Annotated in this window: 9 protein-coding genes; 5 read left to right on the top strand and 4 right to left on the bottom strand. The window is 60.9% G+C overall.

What is annotated here, in order from left to right; genetic code table 11:
- Nucleotides 1-208: 208 nt before the first annotated feature.
- The 4 genes from VIH17_10375 (at nucleotide 209) to gabT (ending at nucleotide 6,041) form a co-directional block, all read left to right on the top strand.
- Nucleotides 209-1,576, top strand: a complete 1,368-nt coding sequence (locus tag VIH17_10375; protein ID HEY4683639.1) for a glutamate-1-semialdehyde 2,1-aminomutase — start codon at nucleotides 209-211, stop codon at nucleotides 1,574-1,576.
- Between the two features lie 5 nt (nucleotides 1,577-1,581).
- Nucleotides 1,582-3,129 carry an APC family permease gene (locus VIH17_10370; protein HEY4683638.1) on the top strand — a complete coding sequence of 516 codons (1,548 nt, stop codon included), beginning with the start codon at nucleotides 1,582-1,584 and terminating at the stop codon, nucleotides 3,127-3,129.
- Nucleotides 3,130-3,132: 3 nt separating this feature from the next.
- Complete coding sequence (locus VIH17_10365) at nucleotides 3,133-4,596, top strand: aldehyde dehydrogenase family protein (protein HEY4683637.1); 1,464 nt, start codon at nucleotides 3,133-3,135, stop codon at nucleotides 4,594-4,596.
- An 80-nt stretch (nucleotides 4,597-4,676) separates the two neighbouring features.
- Entirely contained in the window at nucleotides 4,677-6,041 is a 1,365-nt protein-coding gene (gabT, locus tag VIH17_10360) for a 4-aminobutyrate--2-oxoglutarate transaminase (protein HEY4683636.1), read from the top strand.
- A gap of 10 nt (nucleotides 6,042-6,051) precedes the next feature.
- Here the strand turns inward: gabT and VIH17_10355 are convergent, their stop codons facing one another.
- From VIH17_10355 to VIH17_10340, 4 genes are all read right to left on the bottom strand, one after another.
- Nucleotides 6,052-8,667 (bottom strand): ATP-binding protein, encoded by a 2,616-nt coding sequence (locus VIH17_10355; protein ID HEY4683635.1) that lies wholly within the window; start codon nucleotides 8,665-8,667, stop codon nucleotides 6,052-6,054.
- Nucleotides 8,668-8,788: 121 nt separating this feature from the next.
- Nucleotides 8,789-9,133: a DUF971 domain-containing protein gene (locus VIH17_10350; protein ID HEY4683634.1), complete on the bottom strand. Its 345-nt coding sequence runs from the start codon at nucleotides 9,131-9,133 to the stop codon at nucleotides 8,789-8,791.
- Nucleotides 9,134-9,278: 145 nt separating this feature from the next.
- Nucleotides 9,279-11,006, bottom strand: a complete 1,728-nt coding sequence (locus VIH17_10345) for an amidohydrolase (GenBank protein HEY4683633.1) — start codon at nucleotides 11,004-11,006, stop codon at nucleotides 9,279-9,281.
- A gap of 242 nt (nucleotides 11,007-11,248) precedes the next feature.
- Nucleotides 11,249-12,640 (bottom strand): DUF5666 domain-containing protein, encoded by a 1,392-nt coding sequence (locus VIH17_10340; protein HEY4683632.1) that lies wholly within the window; start codon nucleotides 12,638-12,640, stop codon nucleotides 11,249-11,251.
- Nucleotides 12,641-13,055: 415 nt separating this feature from the next.
- Between VIH17_10340 and VIH17_10335 the strand changes: the two genes are divergently transcribed.
- Nucleotides 13,056-13,701: SDR family oxidoreductase (locus VIH17_10335; protein ID HEY4683631.1), on the top strand; the 646-nt coding region annotated here is incomplete at its 3' end.

Below are 13,701 nucleotides of genomic sequence, written 5' to 3'. Positions count from 1 at the left end.
CGGAAAGACGGCTGGGTAGAGTCGGCACGCCGGTCTTGCTTTCGTCCAGCCCGGGGTTGTGGCGGTGAGCCGGTGAGCCGGTGAGCCTGGTCCAGCCACCGGATGAATTCCTCCCTGTCGGCAGCGGCGGATCGGTCAGCCGAAGGCTTTGGGCCGCTGGCGGAATCCCGGGGCCAATCTTTTTAGAAACTTCTTAGCGAGGTCCATCATGGCGTGGTTGGAAAAAGAAATTCAGCGCTACCTGGAGCGCACGCCCAAGTCGAAACGGGCGCACCAGGCGGCGATGGAGCATCTCCCCTTGGGCGTGGGCAGTAACTTTCGCGCCTATGAGCCTTATCCGCTCTTTGTGGATTCGGCAGTCGGGGGGCAACTCTGGGACCTGGACGGCAACGAGTACCTGGACCACAACCTTTGCTTCGGCGCCCTCATGGCCGGGCACTCCCACCCGGCAGTGGTCAGAGCCGTCAGCGAACGCATTCAACGCGGCACGATGTTCGGCATGTCAACGGAATTGGATGCAGCGCTCGGCCGCGAGATCAAGGCGCGTTTTCCAGTGGACCAGGTGCGTTTCGCCAATTCCGGCACGGAAGCCACGATGCATTCCATTCGTCTGGCTCGGGGCGTGACCGGCCGCGACAAAATCATCAAGATGGAAGGGGGCTATCACGGCGTGCACGACGCCGTGCTGGTGAGTGTGAAGCCCCCCCGCGAAGCAGCCGGCGACGCGCGCCAACCCACACCGGTAGCCTCGGGTCACGGCATCCCCCAGGCCGCCATGCAGAACACGCTGGTGGCGCCGTTCAACGATCTGGCTGCGGTGGAGCGGCTCTTTCGGGAGCATCGCGCCGAGGTGGCGGCCCTGATCCTTGAACCCATCATGATGAACCTCGGCATCTGCATGCCCGATCCGGGCTACCTCCGTGGTCTTCGCGAACTCACCCAACGTTACGAGGCAATGCTGATTTTCGACGAAGTCAAAACCGGAGTGAAACTGGCGCGCGGCGGGGCTTGCGAATTTTTCGGCATCGAGCCGGACATCGTCGTGCTGGCGAAATCCATCGGCGGCGGCTTCTCTCTGGCCGCCTTTGGCGCACGCAAGCATGTGATGGATGCGATTGCTTCGGGCAAGGTATTTCACGCCGGGACATACAACACCAATCCCGTCGCCATGACGGCGGGCTTGGCGACCTTGCGGGACGTCCTCACGCAGGACGCCCATGACCGCGTGGCAAGACTGAACGAACAATTGCTTGATGGCTACCGTCGCATCGCCGGCCGCGTCGGATTGCACGCCACCATCGAAGGCGCGGGAGCCAACGGCGCCATCCTTTTCCTGCCCCACCCCATTCGGAATTATCGCGATTGGCTTGAAATGGACAAGCCGCTGTGGCAGCACTACTGGTTCGGGATGGTCAATCGGGGCGTCCTGCCGCAACCCTACTGGTGGGACGAACAATGGACCATCTGTGTGGCCCACACCCAAGTGGACATCCAGAAGCATCTGGACGCGTTTGCTGACCTGGCGCCGGCTTTGGCGGAGCACGCCAAGCAGAAGCAAAGCGTGGGCGCAACCTAGCCCTCCTGGCTTCAATACCCCCGGAGCGCCCGGGCGGCCTACTTCATGCCTCGCGGCAGGGAGGCCTTCTTACGGCGGAAGGAAATGCCAAGCCGAAACTGCGGCGCGAGCTGGGTCTCTGGGACCTGGTGCTGCTCAACATCGTCGCCATCACCAATCTGAATTTGGTGCCGGTGGTGGCGGCGGGCGGGTTGGGCACGGCTTCACTCTGGGTGGTGGCGCTCCTTTTCTTTTTTGTGCCGCAGGCGATTGCCGTTACTGAATTTTCGGCGCGCTATCCGGAAGAGGGCGGCATCTACCTGTGGTCCAAAAAACAATTTGGCGATTTTCACGGCTTCCTTTCCGGTTGGTGCTACTGGATCAACAACGTCTGCTACATTCCCACCTTGTTATTCTATCTTGTCGGCATCTCTGTCTATGTGGGAGGAGAGCGCACGCTCAGGCTCGGCGACCAACCGTGGTTTGTCTTCGTCTTCGCGGTTGGCTCGCTCTGGCTGATGATTGCGCTCAACCTGCGCGGGCTGGGCACGGGCAAGTGGATCCACAACCTGGGCGGCGCGGGGGCATGGATCGTCGCGACCACCTTCATCCTGGTTGGCGGCTGGGCGCTCTTGAGTCACGGCTCGGCAGAGGCAATCACTTGGAAGCAGTTCTTTGTTGGCCGGAGTGATTGGAAATCCTTGTCGGCTTTCGGCACGATTTGTTTTGGGCTGGTCGGACTCGAACTGGCCTCGGTCATGGGCGACGAGATTCGCAACCCGAAGCGAGATGTTCCGCGGGCGGTGGTGGTGGCCGGGGTCGCTTCCGGCGCGCTCTACCTGGCGAGCACAGTCATCCTTCTCATGACCATCCCACACCAGGAAGTGGGCGTGATTCAGGGTGTGCTGCAGGCCATCAGCCGCATGGCCGGCGGCGTTCACCAATCCTGGATGACGCCGGTGCTGGCGCTGATCCTGGCATCCTCGATCGCCGGAACGGCTTCGGCCTGGCTGGTCGGTTCGGCCCGGATTCCGTTTGTGGCGGGACTGGATCGCTACCTGCCGGCTGCCTTTGGCAAAATGCATGAGCGCTGGCAAACGCCTTATGTCGCGCTGGCCGTGCAGGGAATCCTTTCGACGGCCATGGTGGCGCTGAGCTTCAGCCGCGCCGGCGTCAAGGAGGCCTATCTGACGCTGTTGAATGTTGCCGTCATCATTCAACTGGTGCCCTTTCTCTACCTGTATGCCGGGCTGGCCAAGATGGCGTGGCGCTTCGCCGCCGGCGGTGCCGGCGGCTTCTACAAAAGCCGCTGGTTGCTTCTCTCAGCCGGAATCAGCGGGTTTCTGAGCACGGCCGCCGCCATGACACTCGCCCTGATTCCATCGCGCGATATTCAAAATGTCTTTCTCTACGAGTTCAAGACCTTGCTGGGTTGCTTTCTGCTGATTGGCAGCGCGGCAGCGATTTTCCGGTGGCGCACGCGTTCAGCTAGAATCACCGTTGCGGCTCGTGGGGGTGGGTCTGCCAACCCGACCGCTCAAGGAAAACCCCTCGACCCCTTCTCGGAGGAATAAGCCATGAAGCGGCACAGAATGTTCATCAACGGCGAATGGGTGGAAAGCAAGAACGGAAAAGTGTTTCCGGTGATAGACCCTTCAAGGCAGGAGGTCATCGCCGAGGTGCCCGACGCGGGCGCGGAGGACGTGGAGCGGGCGGTAGCGGCGGCGCGCGCTGCGTTCGATTCGGGCGTCTGGCCGGGAACCACGGCCCAGGAACGCGGCCGCGTGCTTTTTCGCCTGGCTGACTGGATTCGGAAACATTCCGGCCAACTGGCGGAACTCGAAACGCGCAACAGCGGCAAGCCCATCGTCGAAGCGGAATTCGACATGGCCGATGCCGCCACTTGCTTTGAATACTACGGCGGCCTCGCCACCAAGATTCGGGGCGATGTGCTGCCGGTGCCGGACAATGCCTTGAGCCTGGCCCTGCGCGAGCCGGTTGGCGTCGCCGGACAGATCATTCCCTGGAACTATCCCATGCTGATGGGAGCATGGAAGCTCGCTCCGGCACTGGCTGCCGGCTGCACCTGCGTCATCAAGCCGGCCGAACAAACGCCCCTCACCCTGCTTGCCTTGGCCGAGGGCTTTGCCGAAGCGGGCTTGCCGCCCGGCGCGGTCAACATCCTCACCGGTTTTGGCGAAACGGCCGGCGCGCCGCTCGCGCGCCATCCCGGCGTGGACAAGATCGCCTTCACCGGTTCCGTCGAAACCGGCAAGCTCATCATGAAGGCGGCAGCCGACACCGTGAAGCGCGTCTCGCTCGAGCTCGGCGGCAAATCGCCCAATATTTTCTTTGCCGATTCCGATTTTGAAGCGGCGGTGGACGGGGCGCTCTTTGGCATCTTCATCAATCAAGGTGAAGTCTGCTCGGCGGGCAGCCGCATCCTGGTGGAGAAGACGATCTACAAGGCGTTCTTGGAGGGGATGGTGGAGAAGACCAAACGCGTCAAGCTGGGTCCGCCGCTCGAGCGAGAAACAAAGATGGGCCCGGTCGTGAACCGGGAGCAGTTTGAACGGGTTCGCAGTTACCAGGAAATCGGCAAGAAGGAGGCCAAGGTGGCGATTGGCGGCGGCCCGGCCACGGGCGCCGGACTCGACAGGGGCTTCTACATTGAGCCGACGATTTTCTACGACGTGGACAATCGCGCCCGCATCGCACGCGAAGAGATCTTTGGCCCGGTGGCCGCGGTGATCCCGTTTGAGAATGAAGCGCAGGCGATCCAGATCGCCAACGACACTCACTATGGCCTCGCTGCCGCCGTCTGGACGCGCGATATCTTCAAGGCCATGCGCACCGTGAAGGCGCTTCGCGCCGGCATTGTTTGGGTCAACCACATGCAGCCCACCTACGTGGAAGCGCCCTGGGGCGGCTACAAACAGTCCGGCTTTGGTCGTGAGCTTGGTCCCTGGGGAATGGAGGGGTATCTTGAGGTCAAGCAGGTTTACATAAACTTGAATGAACAGCCGATTGGGTGGTATTGAGCCGGGGAGCGGTGACCCGCCACCCGTGCTTCCCACGCCGACCCATCGGGGGCAATCGTGAGCCGTTGAACGGAACCGCAATGGGTTCAATCCTGATCAAAACCGACATTCCCGGTCCCAAGTCGCTCGAGTGGATGGCCCGGCGACAAGCAGCCGTTCCGCGCGGGCCCTATCACGCCACGCCGATTTTCATCGAACGCGCCGAGGGTGCGGTACTGGAGGATGTGGATGGGAATCGCTATCTCGACTTCGCCGGCGGGATTGGGGTGATGAACGTAGGCCACGCCGCGCCGGCAGTGGTGACGGCGGTGAAAGCGCAAGCCGAGCGGTTTCTCCATGCCTGCTTTAGCGTGACGCCGTACTCGGGCTACGTCCGCTTGGCCGAAAAATTGAACCAGCTCACTCCCGGCGATTTCGCCAAGAAAACGCTCTTCGTCAACAGCGGCGCTGAAGGCGTCGAAAACGCAGTCAAGATTGCTCGCGCCGCCACTGGCCGCCCGGCGATCCTTTGTTTCGAAGATGCCTTTCATGGCCGCACCCTTCTCACGCTCTCCCTGACCAGCAAGATTCATCCTTACAAGGACAGCTTTGGTCCCTTCGCCCCGGAGGTCTATCGCGTCCCTTACGCTTACTGCTACCGCTGCTCCTACAGCCTGGCCTATCCGGAGTGCCATTTGTTTTGCGTGCGGCATCTGGAGGACACCTTCCAACGAGTCGTGCAGGCTGAGCGCGTGGCGGCGGTGGTGGTTGAGCCCATTCTCGGCGAGGGTGGCTTTGTGGTGCCGCCGGCGGAGTACTTTGGCGTGCTCGAGGAAATTTGTCGCAAGCACAACATTTTGATCGTCGCTGACGAAGTGCAGACCGGCTTCGGTCGCACCGGAACGCTTTTTGCATCCGAACAATTCGGTTTTGTTCCCGACCTCCTGGTTTCGGCGAAGTCCATGGCCGGCGGGCTGCCCCTCGCGGCCATTACCGGCCGGGCGGAAATCATGGATCGGCCGGCGGTGGGCGGTCTGGGGGGAACCTTTGGAGGTAATCCGGCCGCGTGCGCGGCGGCGCTGGCAGTGATGGAAATATTCGAGAAGGAGAACCTGCTGGAACGTTCGCGGCAAATCGGCAGGCGGTTCCAGGAGCGGGCCAGCCGATGGGCCAAAGATTATGCGCTCATCGGCGATTGCCGCGGGCTTGGTGCCATGCAGGCGCTTGAGCTGGTCTCCGACCGTGCGAGCCGCCAGCCGGCGAAAGAGGAAACGAGCGCCGTCGCCGAGTATTGTTTCAAGCACGGCCTGATCACCATCACCGCCGGCACTTACGGCAATGTGATCCGGACCCTGATGTCGCTGGTTATCACCGATGAGCAGTTGGAGGAGGGGATGGAGATCCTAGAAGCGGCCATCTCTCAAGTTTCTTCAGCAAAGTCCCCGCGCCAGGCAGCAAGGGAATAGCCGCCTCCCTTCAGATGGCATGGGGCCTGCCGGGCAGGATCACCGCGGGCCCTGGAATCAACAGGACTTTGGCGACTGCCTTCCGGTACTCTTCGAGAGCGAAGGGCTTGGTCAGCGCTTGCACGCTAGCCTGAGAAAGAAATTGCGCGGTCTCATGGTTGACGACGTCTCCGGTGATAAATAGCACCGCTTTCTCTTTGCCTGGCCGGTTTTCCTGCAGCCACTCGTACACGTCGCGGCCGGAAATTCCTCCCGGCATCTTCAGGTCAAGGATGATGAGGTCGAAGGAGTCCGCCGCCAGACGCCCCAGCGCTTCTTTGCCGTCTTTAGCGGTCGAGACCGCTATTTCGAGCTCTTCGAGGATGTGTCGCTGAAGGTCAACCACGCTCTCCTCGTCGTCCACGACGAGGGCGCTGCGGGCTCCCGGTTTTGCCGTCGCGGCGGCGGTGGCGACTTGATGGGCGACGGCTGGCACTGCGGTCACGGGCAAGCGGATGGAGAAAGTGGCCCCGCCGCCTTGGTGGTTGCGGGCGGAGATCTCGCCGCCGTGCTCCTTCACAATCCCGTAACAGATGCTCAGCCCCAGGCCCGTCCCGCGACCGATGTCTTTGGTGGTGTAGAAAGGCTCAAAGACACGCCCGGGCTCGCGCATACCCGGGCCGTCGTCAGCAAAGACAATCTCAATCCACTTCTCCGAACAACGAGTGGAGATGACCAGGTGGCCGTCGCGGCGGAATTCGACGATGGCATCGTAAGCGTTGTTGATGATGTTCAAGAAGACCTGGCTGAGCTGATGCGGATCGCCCAGGGTCAGGGGAAGCTTGGTGTCGCCTCGAAACTCCACCTTCACGTTGCTGACGCGGAGATCATACTCGCGCAGCGCAATGGTCCTTTGAACGAGCTCGTTGACATCCACCGGTTGCCGGCTTGGTTTCTCCTGGCGGGCGAACCGAAGCAAATTGTTCACGATGTTTTGGGTGCGCTTCGCGGAATCGAAAACCTTGGTCAGTTTGCTTTTTGCCGAATGATCCACGCCCGGGTTGCTGAGGAGCATCTCAGAAAACCCCAGTACGGCAGTGAGCGGATTGTTCAGTTCGTGGGCGATCCCGGATACCAGTTGGCCGACGGCTGCCATGCGCTCGGACTGCAGGAGATGTTGCTGGGCAGCCTGCAGCTCGGCATAAGCCTTCTCCAGGTTGTGCGCTTTCTGATTGAGTTCATCCTGAAGCTTTCTGGTGAGGGATACGTCCCGGCTCATGCCGTGGCAGCCGAGGAATTGCCCCTGCGCGTCCAGGATGGGGCTGGCATTCCAACTCATATGCCGGACCGTTCCATCTTTGCAAAGGATGCGGTTCTCGTAGCTTCGAATGCTCTTGCCGTTTTCGACCTGCCGGTGGATCTCCACGGCAGCGGGCCTGTCCTCGGGGTGGATGAACTCGGTGAAGTGCCTGCCCAGCATTTCTCGCTTGGAATAACCGAATAGCTGCTGGCAGACATCGTTGACAAACTCCCATTCACCCCGTGCGCTCGTGCGATAGACGAGGTCGTGCGATGCTTCCACCAAGAACTTGTACTTCGATTCCGAGCGCGTCAAGGCGCCGAACAACCGGCGATTCTCTCGCTGCACCAGCCCATGGCGCATGGCGGCTAAGGTGGTGACCACCAAAACAGTAATGAGAGTCAGGTCCGTGCGAAAGGCGCGCAAGGCCGGCGGATGGCTGGAGTAGTGCCGCACGAGCAGATCGGTGGCGGGAATGAGCAAGATGCTAAGCCAGGTGAAAAGCTGACCCAGGCCGGAGTAGGTGACCTTGCCCAGGGAAAGCTTGCGTGGTTCTGCTTCCTTGATCAGCTCGGGATGCTGCAAGAAGTGAAAGGCGGCGAAGCAAAAGAAAAAATAGGGAGGAATCAAGCCCAGCTCGTACACGCTGCCGGTGCGGTAGCGGTGCAGGTCAATCGCCCGGTTGGCGAGGGCAGCGCCGACCAGGTGCCACGCTCCCCCGACGGCCAGCAACGAATAAACACGCCTCCACAGATAAGAGCTTTTCCAGGCCAAGAACGCAAAAGCCAGCACCAGCGTCAGGTTCTCAATGTCGTAAACCTTGTTCCAATTCGAACTGTAAGAAGGGGAGTTCTGCGTGACGATCTCAAAGCTGATCACCGAATAAAGGTAAACAAAAATCACCGCCACAAAGACCAGCGAGAAGTCGATCGCATTGCGATACACGTCCAGGAGGTTGCGTTTGCGCTGCGGGTTCCACAAGGCCGCGCCCAGGAAAAACAAGGAGTGGAGAAAAACCGGGGTCTCCTGCATCGGCCAGGGGTTCGGCAGGGGCCGATGCAAAATGACTTCCCAGACAAACCAGTACAGCATTCCCACAAGATAGAGCCACAGGCCAATCGTCAGGAAGAGCCAGAAGACGCGCGGACTTCCCTCCCGGCGCCAGGCGGCTGCCGCGCAAAAGATTCCTGCCAGGAGCACCGGGACGAGGTGGCTGATGTTGCCAAGCACCGTCACCAGGTTGGGGCGGTGGGAAAGAACCAGAAAGGCTGCGAGATGGAACAGAACAAATAGACCGGCAAAGAGGCCGAACAGTTTTTCCGCTCGGGTCAGATTTGTCCCTGCCAAAGTGGACTCACTTTCCAAATTGCTCTCTCAGGGGCAGCATTCCTATGGGACTAAAAAGCGCCGACAGCGAGCAATAGTACTTGTGTACTTGGCAGCACTAGGGACAGTCGCCCGTCCTGGGCTACTTCCGCGGGGTGGGCTTACATGCGTCGCAGGGGCAGATTTCTCGCAGATAATCGAAGCTGTAGATGCCGGTGTCGTGGCCGTCGTTCCATACGAATTGAATGGCGTACTGCCCGACGTGTTCCACGCTGCGCGGTTTCGGGGTTTCTCGGTAAAGAGGGAGAGCCACGCCGCTGCTGCCGTGGGAAGGCTTTGAGCCACAGGCTGCGCAAGGACAGGCATCGCGAAGATAGGGAAAGGGATAGAGACTCTGGTGGCCGTCCAACCAGGCGATTTCGAGGCCTTTGCCCGTGGAAGCGTGAACCTTGATGCCGGTGGGGGTATTTAGAGCTGTCTTTGTCATTCTTTAGCGTGGCGACGGAGCCGATCCCGAAGCTTCCGGAGGGTGGCAGCGCCCTCGCCGACAATCCATGTTCGCAAGTTTGCCGACCGGAAGCAACCGCGGCGCCGCTCGGCGCCTTCTCGCCCGGGCTCCGCCGAAGGCGGGACTAGATGGGATCGCGGTGCACGATCCTTCCGCCGACGATCGTGAGCAGGACCTTCGTTTCACGGATCTTGAGTGGAGAAATTTCAAACGGGTTCTGGGAGAGGACGATGATGTCGGCAAGTTTGCCGGGTCGGAGGCTGCCTTTGCGTCGGTCTTCGAATTCGGCATAGGCGGCGTCGAGGGTGTAGGCGCGGATGGCCTGCGGCAGTGTCACCCGCTGCGCGCCCACCCAGCCGCCGGCAGGTTGGCCGTCATCGGTTTGGCGTGTCACAGCGTTTTGTAATCCAATCCAGGGGCTGAGTGAAACGACCGGCCAATCGCTGCCGAATGTCAGCCTCGCGCCGTGCCGGCGAATGTCGTTCCAGGCGAACGAATAGGGCAGCCGCTCGTGGCCGACGTTCCTCGCCCAGATCTCAACCAGGTTCGACTCCGGATAACAGTGATAAGGTTGGAAACTGGCGATGACGCCCAACCCGGCAAAGCGCGGGATGTCCACCGGAGAAATACTCTCAATATGCTCGATGCGAAATCGCCGGTCGCGCGGGCCGTTCGCCTTGAGCGCATTTTCATAAGCATCGAGCGCCATGCGAATGCCGCCGTCGCCGATGGCATGGAGCATCACCTGGAAACCACGTCTGTCTAGCTCGGCTACCAGGCGATCGATCTCCTTCTGCGTGAAATTGGGCTTGCCGTTGAGCTTCGGGTCGTCGGCGTACGGCTCCAGCATGGCGGCGGTATGCGATTCGATCACCCCGTCCATGAAGCCCTTGATGACGCCGGCGCGGACCCAGGGGCTGCGATAAAGTTTTCGCGCTTTTTCAAAATCGGCGATCTCTTTCTCGGTTGTGGTGGGCGCCAGATTCATGGCCATGTAGATCCGCAGGGTCAGTTCGCCGCGGCTGCGCAATGCTTCGAAGAGCGCCAGGTCATTCAGGCCGCCATCGGCGTTGACCACGCTGGTCAGGCCGGAGCGGGCGGCGAGCTTCAGGCCTTTGCGCAGGGCCGCGAGTGCTTCGGCATGGGTTGGCTTCGGGAGAAGTTTGGTGACCAGGTCACCGGCAGTTTCTTTCAAGGCCCCGGTCGGCTCACCTGTCGCCGGATCCTTTACGATCATGCCGCCGGGTGGATCGGGAGTGTCCCGGGTGATATGGGCGGCGGCGAGCGCCCGGCTGTTTGCCCAGTTGGTATGGCCATCGTAGGCCTCGAGGATCGCCGGCCGGTCGGAGACCCACTCATCGAGCTGGCGCTTGTCCGGCAAGCCGCCCGGGGCGAAGCTCGTGTAGAGCCAGCCGCGGCCCACGATCCATTTCTTCTGGGGGTGGGCGGCGGCATACTCCCGCACCCGCTGCTTCATCTCTTCGATCGCATAAGCGCCGTCCAGGTTCACCTGCTCAAGAGCCAGACTGCCGCCGCGGAAATGGAGGTGGCTGTCAATCATCCCCGGCATGGCGAACCGGCCGCGCAGGTCGATGGTTTTTGTTCTCGGCCCGCGGAAGTGGTTCAGCTCCGCCTCGCTTCCGACCGCCAGAATCTTCTCACCGCGAATGGCCACGGCATCCGCCCACGGCTGTCCTTCTTCTACGGTATAAATCCTTCCGTGAGTCAAGATCAGGTCAGCGTGAACGGGAGGCTTCGCTGCCTTTTGAACAGACGATTTTTCCCCAGCCGAAACGAAAGTGACCGGCACGAAAAGGAGAATAACCAGGAGCGTGCGCAGCGCAAGGATCATGAGGCCTCCCCGGGCAAGATCATTTCCGAATCGAACCACCAAACATACAATAACCCGGCGGGAGAAGCATAGGCTTTCGCCACGCCGGGATGCCGGCGGCCGATTCGAGCGCCCGCATCGGCCATGCTCGTGCCGTTGCTATTTACGGGAGCCGGGCTGCGACCGATAAAAGTGCAACACCGGAGCCTTGCTTCGGGTTCACCGTCCGGGAGCTTTCGAGGGCTCCCGGCGGGAAAGTGGAGTTACGAGAGTCTTGCCACCCAGCGAGCAATTATGACGTAGCTGCCGTCAGCCGGATGCTTCAGAAGCAGCCCAAAAACGCGCAGGCGAATGGGGTTTGTGCCGGAGAGGTCTTGCAAGCCGGCTAGGCCGCGGAACCAAGTCATGTTATCGGTCCAGACCTTCACCGGGCCGTTGATGATGCACCCTCCCAAGCTGTTGCACACCATCTGGAAGGAACCGACGTTGCCGCCGATGATGCGCGTGCTGCCGATGACCCAGTTACCCGTGAGCGCCTGTGGCAGGAGTGTCACACGCCGCGCGGTGAGTGGTTGCTGGCTCAGTTGGCCGCCGATGACCACGCGCTGGCCGGGCAACATGCTGGAGCGATTGAAGAGGAGCGAGGAAAGCGCCAGCCGCTTGCGGAAGATGTGGAACCACGTGTTACCGTCCACATTGAACGTGCCGACGTCACCAACGGAGATCCCCGGGACGTCCGGCAATTCGAAGCGGACAAGCAAGTTGATCTGATCCGCTGGGCCGCTGGTTGGCACCAGACCGGTAATCAAGCCACCGGCGACAAAGCGATCCTCGGCGATGACCTTGACGAATTCGGCCCGGAGGGTGCCGTCGTCATTGAACGTGCCTTCCACTTCCACGATCATGCCGACCGCCAACTTGGTGATGTCGAGAGCGCCTTCATCATCCCACACGGTGTTGGCGTCGGTCTTGATCGTCAGGCTGCGGCCGCGCGGAGTCTGAATGACAAAAGTGCCGGCAGCAATGTCAATCGAAGTGATGCCACCGCGGACTTCGTCCACGCGGCCGTCCTCATCGCGCGGGCGCACCGCGCGGATGGCGAGCGTTGGGTTGACGGAGCCGGTCAACTGCCCGGCAGCGTCCATCACCAGCGAGTCCGCCACCCGGAAGTCCACTCGCAAACCAACGATGCCGTTCTCGGGAACCGTCAAAACCGGCCGGAGGGGAACAGGAACGAGCGAGGTCGTCAAGGTTCCGTTCAGGGTTTTCACTGCGGGTGGGTCGGTCGAGGTGTCGAGATAACCGATGACCGGGCTCGCAAGCCCGATGGTTGCCGCATCGTAGTTGCCAGCCGGCACGGCACTCAGGTCGAGCAAGTTCTGAATGCCTTCCAGCCGGGCAAACTCGATCTGTGTGGGAGAGGTAAGCACCGAAACCGGCGTTCCGCCGCCTTCCGGTGTCAAGGTCAGACTGGTGACGGTGATCTTGAAGGAAAGGACGCAGGAAAGCGGCGCGTCGGTGGTCAGGATATAAACTTGCCCGCGGGCTTGACCGGGCGGGGGATTCGGCTCGGTATTGCCGCTGCAACTCAAGCCAGCCGCGGTGAGGGCCAGCACCAAGAGAATGCCGAACGTACGCAATTTGGAACTTGTCATGGGCTTTGTGCCTCCCGGAAAACTTGGACCGCGAAAAAATTCTCGCTCTGCCCGGTGCAGGCAGATTTGCAGTCGCCTCTGCCTTCCAGCCTGGGGCTGGTCCGATTGGATGGGTCGCGGACACTTCCTTTCGGCCAGAGCCTCGACCGACACTGGGTCAAACCCCAGTGGCCCGAAAAAGTTGCCCCGAAGAAGCGCTCCTTCAGATAGCTCCCAGTGATAAAGATAACTCCTTTACTACCAATGTATTACGAGGAAAGGATTGGCCTGGAGGTGATAGAGGAATGGCGCAGGCTCGTTCCCGGTGCGGGCGCTTGCAAAATGCTCTGAGGCAGCCTACGCTCAGGGTTCTGCGGCCAGGAACTTGAGTTTGCCGGAAGCGGGCCTTGTGGAAAATGTCGAGATGAGGCACAGCATGCCACCACAGAAAAGCTTCACCCTGATTACCGGGGCGAGCAGCGGCATCGGAGAATGTTTTGCCGGAGAATTGGCGAAGCGCAAACACAACCTGGTGCTGGTAGCACGGTCGGCCAGCAAGCTCCAGAAAATGAGTGAAGAGCTATCGCGGGCAGAGGGTATCGAATGCCGGCACCTGGCCGTGGATCTTTCCGTGGCGGGAGCCGACGAGCAGGTGGTCGCGTTCACGACCGGCGGCGGCCTCCAGGTGGACTGGCTGATCAACAACGCCGGCTTTGGCACCTATGGAAAGTTCCGTGACTTGCCGCTCGAGCGCGAACTCGAAATGATTCGACTGAACGTGAGCTCTTTGGTGGCGTTGACACACCATTATCTTGGCCCGATGCTCGAGCGGAAGCGCGGAGTGATTTTAAACGTGGCTTCGACGGCCGCCTTCCAGCCGGTGCCTTTCCTAGCGACCTACGCGGCCACGAAGGCCTTTGTTCTTCACTTCACGGAAGCTGTCGCCGCCGAATGCAAAGGGACAGGAGTCTCGGTCAGTTGCCTTTGTCCCGGTACGACCGATACGAATTTTTTTGAAGTAGCCGGAATGCAGAACCGAGCACACCGTGGCCCGATGGAATCTCCGGAACAGGTGGTGGCGA

The sequence above is a fragment of the Candidatus Acidiferrales bacterium genome (assembly GCA_036514995.1).
GTDB lineage: Bacteria > Acidobacteriota > Terriglobia > Acidiferrales > DATBWB01 > DATBWB01.
The sequence above is the reverse complement of the archived record's forward strand: the minus strand, read 5'-3'. Positions and strand labels throughout refer to the sequence as shown.